The sequence below is a fragment of the Chitinophaga tropicalis genome, assembly GCF_009758205.1.
Lineage (GTDB): Bacteria > Bacteroidota > Bacteroidia > Chitinophagales > Chitinophagaceae > Chitinophaga > Chitinophaga tropicalis.
Map to the genome: position 1 here is coordinate 134,371 of NZ_WRXN01000005.1, position 14,835 is coordinate 149,205.

At 43.7% G+C, this 14,835-nt stretch carries 12 protein-coding genes and 1 tRNA gene; 8 read left to right on the plus strand and 5 right to left on the minus strand.

Translation table 11 applies throughout. The features are described 5' to 3' along the window. Positions 1-26 precede the first annotated feature (26 nt). From GO493_RS13125 to GO493_RS13135, 3 genes are all read left to right on the plus strand, one after another. Complete coding sequence (locus GO493_RS13125; RefSeq protein WP_157306636.1) at positions 27-806, plus strand: (Fe-S)-binding protein; 780 nt, start codon at positions 27-29, stop codon at positions 804-806. A 34-nt stretch (positions 807-840) separates the two neighbouring features. Next, the gene (locus GO493_RS13130) at positions 841-1,350 is read left to right on the plus strand and encodes a hypothetical protein (RefSeq protein WP_157306637.1); all 510 of its coding nucleotides are present in this window, start codon (positions 841-843) and stop codon (positions 1,348-1,350) included. Positions 1,351-1,393: 43 nt separating this feature from the next. After that, positions 1,394-1,466, plus strand: a tRNA-Gly gene (locus GO493_RS13135). A 138-nt stretch (positions 1,467-1,604) separates the two neighbouring features. Here the strand turns inward: GO493_RS13135 and GO493_RS13140 are convergent. The 5 genes from GO493_RS13140 to GO493_RS13160 form a co-directional block, all read right to left on the minus strand. Next, complete coding sequence (locus tag GO493_RS13140) at positions 1,605-2,093, minus strand: hypothetical protein (protein WP_157306638.1); 489 nt, start codon at positions 2,091-2,093, stop codon at positions 1,605-1,607. Between the two features lie 151 nt (positions 2,094-2,244). Continuing rightward, on the minus strand, positions 2,245-3,105 hold the full coding sequence (locus GO493_RS13145) for a helix-turn-helix domain-containing protein (protein ID WP_157306639.1): 861 nt from the start codon (positions 3,103-3,105) through the stop codon (positions 2,245-2,247). A 46-nt stretch (positions 3,106-3,151) separates the two neighbouring features. After that, complete coding sequence (locus GO493_RS13150; RefSeq protein ID WP_157306640.1) at positions 3,152-3,532, minus strand: hypothetical protein; 381 nt, start codon at positions 3,530-3,532, stop codon at positions 3,152-3,154. A gap of 180 nt (positions 3,533-3,712) precedes the next feature. Then, positions 3,713-4,660, minus strand: coding sequence for a WG repeat-containing protein (locus tag GO493_RS13155; protein ID WP_157306641.1), 948 nt, complete (start codon positions 4,658-4,660; stop codon positions 3,713-3,715). Continuing rightward, the gene (locus tag GO493_RS13160) at positions 4,657-6,222 is read right to left on the minus strand and encodes a WG repeat-containing protein (RefSeq protein WP_198315703.1); all 1,566 of its coding nucleotides are present in this window, start codon (positions 6,220-6,222) and stop codon (positions 4,657-4,659) included. The genes GO493_RS13155 and GO493_RS13160 overlap by 4 nt, the downstream gene beginning before the upstream one ends. Positions 6,223-6,417: 195 nt before the next feature. Here GO493_RS13160 and GO493_RS13165 point away from each other — a divergent pair, with 195 nt between their 5' ends. Genes GO493_RS13165 through GO493_RS13185 form a run of 5 tightly spaced genes read left to right on the plus strand, consistent with a single transcriptional unit; the run spans position 6,418 to position 14,824 of the window. After that, on the plus strand, positions 6,418-8,265 hold the full coding sequence (locus tag GO493_RS13165) for a type VI secretion system Vgr family protein (RefSeq protein WP_157306643.1): 1,848 nt from the start codon (positions 6,418-6,420) through the stop codon (positions 8,263-8,265). Positions 8,266-8,279: 14 nt separating this feature from the next. Next, positions 8,280-9,674 (plus strand): DUF3289 family protein, encoded by a 1,395-nt coding sequence (locus tag GO493_RS13170; protein WP_157306644.1) that lies wholly within the window; start codon positions 8,280-8,282, stop codon positions 9,672-9,674. Continuing rightward, positions 9,671-10,162, plus strand: a complete 492-nt coding sequence (locus tag GO493_RS13175; protein ID WP_157306645.1) for a hypothetical protein — start codon at positions 9,671-9,673, stop codon at positions 10,160-10,162. Before GO493_RS13170 ends, GO493_RS13175 begins: the two co-directional genes overlap by 4 nt. Then, positions 10,162-10,923: a hypothetical protein gene (locus GO493_RS13180; protein ID WP_157306646.1), complete on the plus strand. Its 762-nt coding sequence runs from the start codon at positions 10,162-10,164 to the stop codon at positions 10,921-10,923. The genes GO493_RS13175 and GO493_RS13180 overlap by 1 nt, the downstream gene beginning before the upstream one ends. Positions 10,924-10,930: 7 nt before the next feature. Further along, positions 10,931-14,824, plus strand: coding sequence for a PAAR-like protein (locus GO493_RS13185; RefSeq protein ID WP_157306647.1), 3,894 nt, complete (start codon positions 10,931-10,933; stop codon positions 14,822-14,824). Positions 14,825-14,835 lie beyond the last annotated feature (11 nt).

Genomic DNA, 14,835 nt, shown 5'->3' on the forward strand with positions numbered 1-14,835 from the left:
GCGTTAAGCTAAACTGATATTAAAACATGCAAGTAAAAACAATGGCCGAATACGCTGCCAGCGGTGAAACCCCGGAGATACTTTTCTGGGTAGGCTGTGCAGGCAGTTTTGATCAACGCGCACAGAAGATCACCAAAGCATTTGCTACCATTCTTGATAAAGTAGGTGTACGCTTCGCTATCCTGGGTAAGGAAGAGAGCTGCACCGGCGATCCTGCCCGCAGAGCCGGCAATGAATTCATTTTCCAGATGATGGCGCAGAACAACATCGCCGTCCTGAACGGTTATGAAGTGAAAAAGATCGTAACTACCTGTCCTCACTGCTTCAATACCCTTAGCAATGAATATCCTGAGCTGGGAGGCAATTACGAGGTTATACACCACGCTACTTATCTTCAGCAGCTCATTGATGAAGGCAAGGTAAGGATGAAGGAAGACGGCGGTTTTAAAGGCAAAAAGATCACCTATCATGACTCCTGCTACCTGGGCAGGGCCAATAATATCTATGAGGCCCCCCGTAAAGTGCTGGAAGCGCTGGATGCTGAGCTGGTAGAGATGAAGCGCTGCCGCAGCAATGGCTTATGCTGCGGAGCCGGTGGTGCACAGATGTTCAAGGAAGAAGAAAAAGGTAGTACCAGGGTTAACTTTGAGCGGGGAAAAGAAGCGGTGGAAACAGGTGCTGCTGTGATCGCCTCCAACTGTCCGTTCTGTATGACCATGCTTTCTGACGGCGTTAAAGAACAGGGTAAGGAAGATAGCGTGCAGGTGCTGGATATTGCTGAACTGATAGCCAGGCAACTGGATTAATTCATATGACCGTGAAATTTGGTAATTTTACACTATGATACAGGAAACACTTTCAATTTTACCAGCTAACTTTCACCCTGCCTCCAGGGTGTGGATATATCAGAGTAACCGTCCTTTCAGTGAACAGGAGAAACTGGAGATCAATGAGCAGTTGCATCAGTTTACTTCTCAATGGCAGGCGCATGGTGCTCCTGTTAAAGGATGGGGGCAGCTGCTCTTTAACCAGGTGATCGTTCTTATGGCGGATGAATCAGATACTGCTGTCAGCGGTTGCAGTACGGATAGTTCTGTGCGTGTTATTAAGAGCATTGAACGCCAGTATGAGGTTAATCTTTTTGATCGCCTGTTACTGGGTTTTATTGTGAAGGATAAATTACAGCCCCTTCCACTGGCACAGCTTACGTATGCTTTTGAAAAAGGGTTTATAGATGAGAATACTATTTACCTGAATAATACAGTGCTGACTAAACAGGAGCTGGAAAAGAACTGGCTGATACCTGTGAAGGATAGCTGGCTGGCTAAGAAGTTGCCAATAGCTCAGTAACGGATAATATTTTTTCTTACATTTATCGTATAGGAAATTATTAGCGGGAATAGCTCAGTTGGTAGAGCATTAGTTTCCCAAACTAAAGGCCGCGGGTTCGAGTCCCGTTTCCCGCTCAGATGAAATCCTCCAAAATGTTGACTAACGGCATTTAGGAGGATTTTTAGTTTTGAGCAAGTTCCAAATAATAACCCGATGTCCCACTTACTTTCCATTTGTGTATCGATATCAAAAGAATACCTCCACTCGTAGGTCTATATCGCCTTATTAGTTTTATATATCTTCCTAAATTGTAAAACCGAACCAACTATAAGCATGATTAAAAGCAAAAGAAGTGTTTTTGCAATCAAAGGATCTTTAGGTCCATGCGCCAGAGGATGACCTAAAGGAATACGGTTAAAAGTTTCATTTACAGTTGGAATCATCGATAAGAAAAAGCTGAAAGAAAGGAAGAAAGTCTCTATATAACGAGCACGATTATTTCCCGGCTTCTTAGCATAAAGAAGATATGCCACTAATATCAATATCACAACTAATAATGCAAGAATATGTCCCGGATTAACTCCCTTAACGCTCGATAATCCTAATGCGGTTAATGAAGTGACCAGTGTAAAATAAAAATAGATCTTTCCCGGAAGTTTGCCCAGATCTATTTTGCCGCCTTTGGCAAAAGCTATAACTGCAGCAACAATCGCAATAATACCTATAACGGTATGAAAAATCCCTAAGATTGATAATCCCATGATCCTGACTTTGAATGTTTAATTAATATTGCAAAGTTGCAGTATAGAGTAGAGATGCGTTTTGTGAATAAGTTCAATTTTTAGGGAATTTGGTTCAACAAACAGATATAAAGCGCCCTTATAGCGTTGGGGTTAAAACGCTATAATCCTTCTATCCTTTCCTATCCCTCTTATTTAGCTTTAAACGGAATTCTGAAGGTGGCGTGTGATATTTATCGTGAAAACTTTTCGTAAAATTAGCCAGGTCATTAAATCCACAATCAAAAGCTACATCTGTGATACGTGCATCGGAAACTAAAAGCAGTTCTGCTGCTCTTTCCAACCTTTTGTTTTTAATATAACTGGCAGGAGAATCATTATATATTTTTTTAAATTCCCTTTTAAATGAAGAAACGCTTAAATTAGTTTTTTGCGCTAATTCATCAATATTGGCCTGGGAAAACAAGTTAGCTTCTATGACTTGTTTGAACGTATAAGTTGCCGGTGAAAAAAGCTGGGACAGTATAACCTGTATGATTTCTGCATCCTGTGTCTGTGATAACAAAAGAATGATCTCCTTCAGTTTTAAAACTAAAATCTCATCATTTACCAATGATGGGTTTTCAAAATAAAACAGCAGGCCTTCTATATATTTTTGAATCAAAAAGTCATTGTTGATTTTTCCGCTTGACTGGTTGGAGGCTTTGTCCCTTTTCTGAAATATTGACGGAAGCTCTCTCTCGTATATTTTCTTTAGTATGTCCGGATGGAAAGTGACGATTACAATTTCGCCATCGCTGTTATTTGAATCGGCTATCTGTTTCCCCGAGTTCAGGCAGTTTAGCAATAAGGCGTGATTGGTAGTAATATTGATAGGCTCATTATCAAATTGAAATTTTGTCTCACCTTTCAACATATATAATAAACAAGCTTGTTCCGCCACAGGGAAAGCAAATTCAAAAGGCGGCTTAATATCCACTTTTTGAATGAGAGTTTTCCCAAACAAATCAATTTTTTTATAGTCAGTAACCATTTAAGATATTTTGTTTATTCTATAGCGTATCGATATTGACAATGTTTTACCCGTTAGCCAGCTCCCTCAATTTCGCAAGAACAATGTCATTGTCTGAAAACAATAAAGGAGCAAGAGAAGGGATAACTGCACAGCCAGCACCCCTTGTATCTTCTTTACCTTCAATCTCCCGGGCGATTGGTGACAATACAGTAGCCCATCCTGCGAGGAAGTGAGAAGTACCGCAGTGCCAATCGCTCATTTCCAAACGACCAGGCTGAGAAAGCACGATTGTTGATATTTCCTTCTCGTCTACCGACTGAGCACCAAAACGCTCCCTTAATAAAGATACTGCTTCAGCCGCTTTTGCTCTATGCATAATCAGCTCAGACAGATCGTCGTTGCTCAGGTCCTGCTTTAGCAGCTGTTCTGCAGCAGTATCTTTCATATCGGTATACGCGATGACATACCGCAGGTCCTCGTTGCCCGGGCCCTGCTTCAGCAGCTGTTTTCATGCAGCCTCTTTGTCTGCCGTATCATCACTATGTTTTATGATGTCAATCAACTCCTCTTTGTCCAGCTCTTCAAACTGGTTATTGGTATTTTCCAACATTTTCTTACTACGAAATTACTTACTATAAAACTCACGCCCACTTTTACTGATAAAAAAACTAACGCCTTCTTTATTAGTTACATAAGCAAAGTCACCTTCAGCGGGTGATTCTCCAAATTCAGCTGCTACACGGTATTTGAAGGGAATAGCAATGTTCCCGTTAGTATCCAGGTAACCATAATATCCCGCCCGCCGGCAGCAGATCATGCCATTGGCATATTTTGCGTTGAACACAAGATCAGGAAATAACATGGTCCCATGTATATCAATCACCTGGTAACCACCACCGGTATTGCCTAACAAATGGGTACCATCGTGACTGATGGGGTCCAGGGAAGAATATTTGAAAGGTAAAACGTCCTGCCCCTTCAGATCAATGATACCAAAGAGGCCGCCCTTCTTTGTCCTGATATATTCATTCCTGGGACCATACGTTTCAATTGAATGTTCATATTGAAACGGGATCAATACGTTTCCGGCAGGATCAATGGCCCCGATCAGTTGTGAGCTCTTTTCCTGCACAAACATTCCTTTCCGGTCATTGAAGAAGCTGTAGCAGGTACCGTATTTATCAGATAAAACTATTGAATTTTTCTGTTTATCGTACACATACCCTTTTATATTCGGATCGGACTTTTCTTCTGTAAAAAAGATCCTGCTTCCTTCTTCAAACATACTCATCATTGAAATTCCACCGTCTGTAAATTCGTCCTCAATGAACTTTCCGTCCTCCGTGATCAATACATCTTTATCATTGATCTTTCCCTGGGCGTAATACATATTGTTATCTTCTTTGAAGAATCCCGCTTCCTGGAACTGCGGTTTGATAATGATCTTACCCGTAGTATCGCTGTATCCCCAAAGATCACCTTTCAGGTAAGGGACCAGTATCTTCTTTTTTTTCTGGGCTGTTGCAGCCAGTGCCAAGCATATTATGCAGGCAAGCAGTAATACTTTTCTCATTGTATCAGGATTGGTTGATTATCTTTGAATACTACTTTCACACCAGGCATTTCCTTCTTCAATGTGATGATCTCATCGAGTGGAAGCTGGGTGCTTTTCAAACTGATCTTTTTAAGATTTTTCAGTTTGTACATGCTTTTAGGGATATGCCTGATGCTTGTATAATCAAAATCAAGCTCTTCCAGGCTGGTCAGGTTACCAATGTCTTCAGGAATTTCAGATAGTTCACAAAAACTTACCTGCAGTTCCTTCAGGTTCTTCATTTTAGTGATGGAAGATGGCAGTTTGAAATTCTTATCTGTCACCTGCAGATGCAGCTCCTCAGGATTCGCTTTTTTCAGAAAAGGCATTAACTCACTCAGCGTGAACCTGCGTTCATAGGATCCCAGGTAAGCTACTTTTACCTCCTTATAATCGCAGGCGTTCAGTACCGGGAGACGGTTGATGATCTTCGCGCTGCAAGGTGGCTGCCAGACTGTATGGAAGTTATAATCCAGGTAGCTATAGTTGTTACTGGTCACATCAAAACCGGCAAAACGGCTTTCGTAAGTAATTACCACTACATCTTCCATAAACCAGGCGTTCTCAAACTCACCTTCATATATCACTTTTCCTTTGGTATCAATGATCTGTTTTTTGCCGGCAGGCCTTCCTTCTATTGTCACTACCGCATAGCCATGGTTGAAATCCCCCGCTCCGAGAAGCTTTCCGGGCAACACTACTTTACCGGTAGTATCTATATAGCAATAGGTACCGTCGTTGTTCTTCATGCGTACCAACCCGCCGGAGAAATTGCCATAGTATTTATCTTTAGGCGCCGGTCCTATCACGAATTCACCTCTTGTATTTACATACCCGGAAGAATCTTTTCTGCTGGCGTAAGCCCTGCCATTGCAAAACTGATAGAGATAATCGAACCGGGCAGGTGTAATGGTTTTGCCATTCTTATCCATAATGCCCAGCAAGCCATTTTCTGAGTAGTTAGAATATCCTTCAGAGACATTGTTCTGGTATGCCTTTACATCGTACCGGGAATCATTTCCCATGCTGGACATGCGATGGTCGAATGGAATAGTCTCATGGCCGGCAGTATCCAGGAGCGTAAAAAATGCATCTGCTTCTGCTACTGCCAACCCTTCAGAGAAGGGGCGTATGAAGCTGTATTTGAATGGCGTAAGACAGCTAAGGTCCATCCTGATCAAACCAAATTTGCGATCTTTCTGCGCAATGATCCTGTTGGCAGTTATTTCCAGGAAACGTATGCCGGGTGGCACACCTTTCAGGTTACCTTTACGGTCAGTGATGTAATACAAGGTATCAGTCTCTTTGGCCTGTTTCTTTTCCAGCACCATGTATTCACCATAAAAGACATTTTCTCCCAGCGCTCCTTCCAGCAGGGTAAAAGATGAATCGAAAGATAGTTTTACCTGCCCGGTTTTATCAAAGAATACCGGCTTTGTTGCCCGTAAGCCGGTAAAGCCAGGGTACCATCTCTCTAATTTCGTCTGGGCATGGGTATGCAGGGTTAAAAATAGCAGTCCCCCTAATAACCGTTTCTTCATTTCATAGATATTCTGTTTACAATATATAAAAACATTACAATGTATCATAAGAAAGCAGGGAGCTCCTGTTAAGACTATCCCTAATTTTAGCCATTATTAAAGTTCCAACATCAAATTCAAGATTATTTTATATCTTTCCAACCTGTTTGTAATCAGAACCTATTTAGTTAACCGCATACCATATCAATTAGAAAAATGGCCTTATACACTCAAACAGCCGTATCAATTGGGGATGAAGAATTCAAGCAATTCCATGACCTGAGTCTCAGACAATCTATGGATGGACATCATGAGCTTAAACTCAGTATCGGCTATGATTGGCTGCTGAAAATAGACAAGAATCCTGTCTCTTCCGGGAAGTCCTTTTTAGGCAAGGAATTACGTATGTCCGTTCAGGCAATAGAAGGCAGTCATGATCTTAAACCTCTCTTTTTCAATGGTATTGTTACCTCTGTTACTTTTGGCAAAGCCAGTAATGGCATCAATGGTTATTGTACAGTGGTAGCTTCCAGTCCGACGATACTGCTGGATGGCAATCCGCATATACAGTCCTATGAACAGCAGGACCTTGCTGCTATTGCTAATACGGTACTTAAAAACAGCAGTGTACATCCGGGAAGCCTGGAAATAAATCCTGTATTCAGTGGTAAACTGAAATATATAGTTCAATACAGGGAAACCGGTTACAGCTTCCTGCAGCGTATGGCCCAGCGCTATGGGGAATGGTTCTTTTATAACGGTCAGCAGATAATATTCGGGAAATATACTCCGCAAAAAACTGTTTTATATCACCAGGTGAATCTGGTCGACTTCAACTTTTCCCTGCGTACCCGGCCCAATAAAGTAGCTTTAAAGGGAATGGAATACCGGCAGTTCTCCTTTATGGAAAACAGTACTGCTAATATATCTGCCGGGGGAATAGATGGTCTTACCCAGCATGCCCAGTCCCAGAGCGATAAACTATATAATAAACCTTCCCAATATAAGGTGCCTTACGCCTTCAGCGGCAATGCCAAAGAAGAACTGGCCATCCTTGCCAAACGCCAGAAACAGGCGCAGATGGCGCAAATGGTAATGGTCAGCGGACGCAGTAAAAGCACCAGCCTGCGGCTGGGTGATACCATCAGCATACAGGAAAATATCTTCTCTGTAGAAGATCACGGAGAATATATGATCACAGCACTGGAACATCACTGTGATGGTACCGGTGAATATTATAACCTTTTTGAGGGAACACCGGTTGCCACAGCGGTACCTCCCCTTAACCTGGACAATATCCCTTTCTGCGAAGCGCAAAGCGCAACAGTAGTAGAAAATTTTGATCCCAAAGGACTGGGACGTATACGCGTAAGATTTAGCTGGCAGAATGGTACCTCTCCCTGGATCCGCCTGATGCAGCCACATGGTGGCGGCAATAAAGGGTTTTATTTCATACCGGAAGTAGGAGAAGAAGTGTGGGTGGATTTTGAAGGCGGCAACCCGGAAGCGCCTTTCGCCACTGGCGCCGCGTACAATGGCAGTGCCAGGACCAACTTCGGCGATACCATGAATAACATAAAGGTGATCAGCACCCGCAGCGGACATACCATTAAACTGGATGATTCCAGCGGACAGGAATTTATCACCATCGCTGACAAAGGAGGTAATACCATAGTAATGGATACCAACGGACAGAACATCTCCATCTCTGCTCCTGAACATATCAGTATCAACGCCAGGAACATTACCCTGCAGGCTCTCGAAAGTATTGATGTAAACGCCGGCGCTCATATCACCAATGCAGCAGGTATGAACATGACCCATTCCGCCGGTATGAACATACTGCACAATGCAGGTGATAGCATGAGCCAATATTCAGTTAATGACTACCGGCTGAGCGCTACCAACATCACCAAGATAGCCATGGAAAACATGGACGTTCAGGCAAAGAAAATTGAAAAGACGGCTGAAGAAATGAAGGTAGACAGCTCTAAAGAAGAGATGACCATTAACTCCGGTAAATCCGTCGCTATCAAGAGCGCTGAGAAATCCAAACTGTTCTGATCTAATTGTGTTCTATGAGCGAAAACAATGTTGGCAGTTTTATTGTCATCAGTAAAAAATATACTGAAAACGGTGAGAATATCCGCTGGAACAGTGCGGGCGAGACGTCCCTGCAATCCGGTAAACGTGTAAGAATGGCGGGTAAACAGGAGGGCGTTACCTTCCATAAGAATGATCCTGTTAACCTGAATACAGCCACTCCTGTAAAAGTATTAAAGGTAACCGGTCCCAATAGCGTGGTGAACCAGAATACCTATGAATTTGAAGCAACTGCTTTCAGTGAACAGGTGCCGGATAATCAGCTGATGCTGGTACGCTGGGCTTATTCCTTCGATGGCGGCAAAACTATTGAGCCATTTAAAACAGGTACCACACATGCGGAAAAAGGCATTGCCTATAAGCAGGTAACTGTACAGGGAAATAAGGTGGATAAGGAAGTCAGCGTATATGCTTATTTCCGCAAGCCTGATCCTAATGTTAAAGCTACATCCAAAGTAATATACCTGCCACTTATAGTAGATGCCTACCGCGTACCCGGACTAAATGAAGACGGCTCCGATATTGCCAATGATATGGCTTATGGTAATGGGCAGCCCCGCAAACCGGTGTACAGTGCAGGAGAACTGGCCAGCTATAAGACCAATTACCTTGACCCCGGTTTTGACATTGGCAGGGATGGCAAATTTGCCAATGCCGGCAATGGCAGCAAGGGAATTTATAGCGAAAAGCAGACGCTGGAAACAGGTGCGCTCATGCGTTTCTCCAACGCTACTTCCACAAACAGCAGTCTGTTTGAACAGTTCAGGACAATGGTAAACCTGATGGCCAGAGGAGACCTGAATGATAACATTCATAGCATGATAGATAAGTTTGAGCGGAATGAAGGGGGGACCTATGAGAATGCCAAACTTACTGCTGCTGTGCAGGAAAATCCGTCTACAGTCCGTTTCTGTACAGGTATTGAAGATGAAATGGCAGACCGCATCAAAAAGGCTGGTGGCGAACTTACCACAATGGAGGATAAGAAAATCTATTATGGCAGTGAGGCTGGCTATACCAGGAACCATCCCTATGGTCATCCGTCCTTCCCTTATGGCCGGGACTATAACATCGTAAAAGGCCTTACTATAGCCATTAATGATGTGTGGTGTTATAAAGTAACGCTGACAGCGTTTAAGATAACCGGCAATAATTATAAAGCAAAATATGAGGTGCAGTTGTGGGACCATTTCGGTCTTGACCTGCCGGATATGCAGAAGTTCTATTCCTATGGAGCAGGTTTCAGGGCCTGGTTCCTGTTACAGCACATGAGAGGTTATAAGCCTTTTCTGACCAAGGTCCGGTTTGAAAAAGAATTTACCGGCAATATTACCGAAGGAGCACAGGAAAGGAAAAATAAAAGAAAATGAAGATCATCAGTATTATCATCTTATGCTGTGCCATGCTATGGTGCAGTTGTACAGACAGGGATACAGCTACAAAGGTCATCTACCTGGAAAAGCTTGACCATAAAGGCATTGCAGACATAGATATGCAGTTGAAGCCTGTATGGTACCAGTATGCGCTCCTTGAAAATCCGCCGGCCAATATAGATAGTCTCAGGCAGCTGATAGTACACTATTGCGACAGCATGGTGAACACAACTGCAGTGGAAGGACATTACACCCGGTATCTTATCCGGTTCTTTAACTATTCTGATAACACGAAGGGTTATGTGAACGGGAAGGAGGACTTCATGGATGTACATACAAACATCTCGCAGGAGATAGAGGATTACCGGGGAGAATACCGCTATGAAACCTGCAAGGACGATACGCTGCATGGGACCTGGTCAGTGGAGGTGAAGACGGGTGATGTATTCAGAAGAGATACCTTAAAGAACAATTGCAAGAACTAATGTTTTCTGTCAGAAAAATATTTGCAGGCAGGGCAGAGAAGAAAGAGGTACACGCCCCTCGCATCTATTCTGTTATGTTAACCTACAAGGGAAATACCAACGCGTTGTTAAAGTTCAATATGGAGATCTGCAGGATGACCGTTGGAGATAACACGACCCAGTATTTCCAGATCACAAGATCTGATGTAATGGTCAATGATGAAGATACGACTGACCATGTCGCTTCCGATCTGGCAGCGCAATGCGGCAATGTGCTTTATCCGCTGCAGGTACAGATAGGGCAGGATAGTACTATATCCAGCGTATTCAATCACCAGGAGATATTGCAACGGTGGAAGGAGAAAAAAGAACTGTTGAAGCAATACTTCACAGGGGCCGATGCAGATAGCTATATAGAAGCTACCGGCAATACCATTGAACAGGAAAGTACCCTGTTACCAGCCATCAAACAGGATCTGTTTCTGACAGCATATTGCAATACACTCCTTGCAGGCAACCGTAATGGATTCAAAGTATCCTACTACCTGTTTCCGTTTGAGACACCTGTTACCTATGATGTAACACTGACCGGTAACAGGATGATGAATAACCTGCAACAATCCGGAAGGCAGGAAAACGGAGATGGCATAATGGAAATGAAATACACTTTTTACAAAACCCATGGCCCCCTTCAGACCCTGAATGCACAATGGAAGGCAGGGCCTTTACAGGTTATGCTGACAGCGACCTGCATCAACAGTGATGATCATAATATAAATTAATTGTAGTATGGCAGATAAACATTTTGTTGTACAGGGAGCGGCATGTAAATGTAATTTCGGAGGCTCCCCGGATAAGCTGAAGATATCCGCTAATGACCGCGACTATATCAATGATGGGGATGGCAGCGCCAAACCTATTGCCAGTAATAAAGATATAGGGCAACCGCTGGAGGCAAAGACCTTTGGCAGCTGTTCTATAACCAGGAGCTCGTGCAGTCCTTCCATTACACAATGGCAGGGCTTTTATGAAAAGGTAACCCTTACCAATGGAGGTAAGATACTGACAGAAGAAAGTAAAGCGATCTGCTCTGTATCAGGCTCGCCCTGTATATCCATCACTTTCCACGGGCAAACGGCTGCTGTGACCAGTACACATTTCGACAATGTGGAAGTGGCAACGCTGGCGGTTCTTAACCCTATGGCTCCCAAACCGGCCAATAACAAAGAGACGCCAAAGGTAAAATCCATCACAGGGAAAACAGAGGCACGTGTTCCTGCCATGGAAGTGAGCAGCGGTAAAACCGCTCCTGTGCTCATTGTCCGGGTTGATGAGCCAATGGCATTCTCTGTAAAGGATTATTACAATCCTGCCAAAGCAGATAAGGACAAGGTAAGCTGGAAAGTGTACAAAGGGCACAACTTTGAGGCAGAGGCTATGTCATTCGAAGAAGCAGGCCCTGAGCTGAAAATGAACTTTGATGCCGCAGGCAATTACCGTGTGATGGCCTATGGTACAGAAGGAACAGACATCCGTTGTGCCATAGATGTGACGGCAGCTGTAAACAAGCTTAAAAGCGATATTGGGATTGGCACTGGTATGGGGCGTATCCAGGGAAATGAATACCGTGTCAGAAGAGGTGTGCCTGTAAACATAGCAGCGAAGTATGAAATAGAGCCTGCATTGCCGGCGGAAAAACAGCTGGTGACTATGCAGGTGACAGATATGAATGGCAGTATACTGGCTTCCGGGGCACAGGGGGAAGATACACTTACCTTCACTCCTGTTAACGGAGCGGCTACCTATAAAGTGACCATCAGCATGGATGGGCAGATCATCACAAAAGACCTTATATCTGAAGGGAATGGTGTTGTAGCTATCAAAAGCAATCCTTCGGCAGAAGTGATCCGGCCTGGTACTGCTATGAGCTTCCAGGTAAGTGAGATGACGTACTTTACACAGCTGCAGGAATTTGAAACGACGGGTATCAAATGGCAGCTGAATGGAAGGGATGTGGGCACTGGTCAATCTATCAGCCTCAGCGGAGATCATTTTATCAATGAGGGGAATTATGTAGTAGAAGCCTATGTAATGAAGGCCGATGCGTGGGATGCGAAGAAAGGCGCTCCTTCCTCCCGGCATCAGAAGGACGATTGCCGTTTTTCAGTAAAGAAGAATGAGGTCACCCGGATAAAAGTAGAGAATGGTAGTACCAAATGGGTAGTGGGCAAACGTTATACGCTGGAGGCAGAAACGCTGATGCCCTATCAGCAGGCACTGGATGGGTCTCTTACCTGGTCGCCCGCCGGCAGCCGTACTAATAAGGCTCAGGGCATCTATGCTCCGCAGAAAGGGAAATTCATAGTGACGGCATCCCTCAACGGAAAAACTAAAAGTCTGCAGGCAGATGCAGATGTAGCTGAAATTACCAGCTGGTATTTCGGGGATAAAGATGGCGTCTATAAGCTGCGTGCAGGCTGGAATGAAACACTTAAAGTAGTGATGACCTGTGCGGCGGCTGCGGGAGAAACGGTTAGTGTACATATACTGGAAGCAGACCGTTCCAATTTTAACTATATAAAGGAAATACCTGACTGCAAATTTGACAACAACGGAGAGCTGAAAGCAGATCTGAATACAAACGATCTGAAGCCTCAGCTGAACAAACTGTATTTTGAAGGCAATGAATATGATGTGCTGTTTGCTATTCAGGCAAATCCGAAAGGGATACAGTTTGCCAATATGAAGACAGTAGAGGCAGATGGCAAGACCTTCCTCTTTCCGCAAAAACAAAGCAATCAGCGGGGCAGTGAGCTGGGGAAATATGTATATATCAGCAAGGCCAAAGAGATAGTGAACGTTAATTTCTTTGACAGCACCAATTACCCGACATATAAGGTATATAAGTATGGAGAGAAGATAAAGATACGTGTGCAGACCCGTAATCTTGCCGGTGAAGACCTGACATTACAGATATGGCATAATGGTAATAAGCAGGAAGATAAGATGATGCTGGAAATACATGGCAAGCCGGATGATAAGGAAGTATGGGAAACGGAACTTGATACCAATAAATTGAAAAGCGGTGACAAGAAGATAGATGATCCCCTTCGCAGTTTCTTCGCTATAATAAAAGCTAAGGATGGAGATACATTTAAATTTCCCAAAGAGATAGCGGACGCCAATGCCTTTGACCCTAAAAAAGTAAGCTTCTACCAGCATATTAAACTATCAAATGCAGCTGCAGATAGTCTCAATAAACAGGCAAAAGATATAGCTCCTGTGGTACTGGGAGAAGCACTGGAAAAGGCGGAGAATAAAAAGGGATGTCCCCGTTGTAATGAGGACATCACACCTGCTATGCTGAAACAGGTATTTAAAGAAGCAGATGACGCTACATTGAAAACAGTAGCTGATACTTATAATAAATATATGCGGGATATAGGCATGAATACCTGCTGGAATAAAGCTCATTTCTTTGCGCAGGTGTCGGTAGAATCAGGGCCTAAGCTGCATTTGAAAAGTGGGGAGAGCTTTAATTATTACTGGGAAGACCTGGATAATCACTTCCCTCCTTTCAGGACAACAGAAGGCAAGGAGAAGGCACAACTCTGGGGCCGGGCTGCAAGAAAGCCGGTCAGCCCGGGTGTAACAGCAGAGAATGAGAAGAACATTGCCAACTATGCTTATGGTCCTGACGCGGCAAAAGGTAAGGAGCTGGGGAATACGGGCGCTAATGACGGCTGGGATTTCCGCGGAAAGGGGTTGATACAGCTGACAGGCCGTACCGCCTATGAGTATGCCAATACTTATACGAAGAAGGAAAATGCAGATATTATCACAAATCCGGACCTGGTCACCTCAGATGTAAAAGTTGCTGTATTATCGTCTATGGCGTTCTGGAAATGGAAAGGGTTGCAGGAGCTGGCTAATGGTAAGCAGGAAGTAAAGCCTATCAGTACGAAAGTTGGTAAGAATGTGTTTCACGATGATGGTACAGATGCTTATTCTGAAAAGAAGAAGGCCTTTGATAACACTACCTCAGTATTGTTTAAGGTGAAGGATTGTGTTTATGGGCTGGTGCCTGAAGAGAACAACAACCTGTACAAAATTGATGTGGATGCGTTCAAATATGAGCTGATCCGGAAGAATGAAGCCTCTAAACAATTTCAGTTTGACATCTATATTGGCGGTAAGCTGACTGCAACCATACTGAAAAACGTAAATAACAAGAAGCTGTTGCCATTCCCTGATAGTGGTCCTAACTGGGGGCGTTTCGGAGGCCGGGATGGTGGTGATGATAACTATTCGGATCCTAAGGTGGCGGCAGCTGCATTAGGGTTTTTCTATTCATTGCCTAAGAACAATTATACCGGGAAGTTATACTTCAATGATATGTCGGCCAGCAATCAACGTGACCTGGGACATCAGGGGCACAGGAACGGAGATGATATTGATATCCGGTACCCGGGTAGTACAGATGAGGTGGGAGAAGTATTATGGTCGAAGGCGATGCTGAATTATCCGAATGAAGAAAAATTCGTGGAAGCGCTGGAAAATATTCTTAGTATTGCCGGGAAGTGGGGTTTTAATACCAACTATGCCTACAAATCAGGTATAAAGGGTACAAAAAATGTTGCCTTTTCTGTACATCAGAACCATTTCCACATTGGATTAAGATAGATAAATGATCA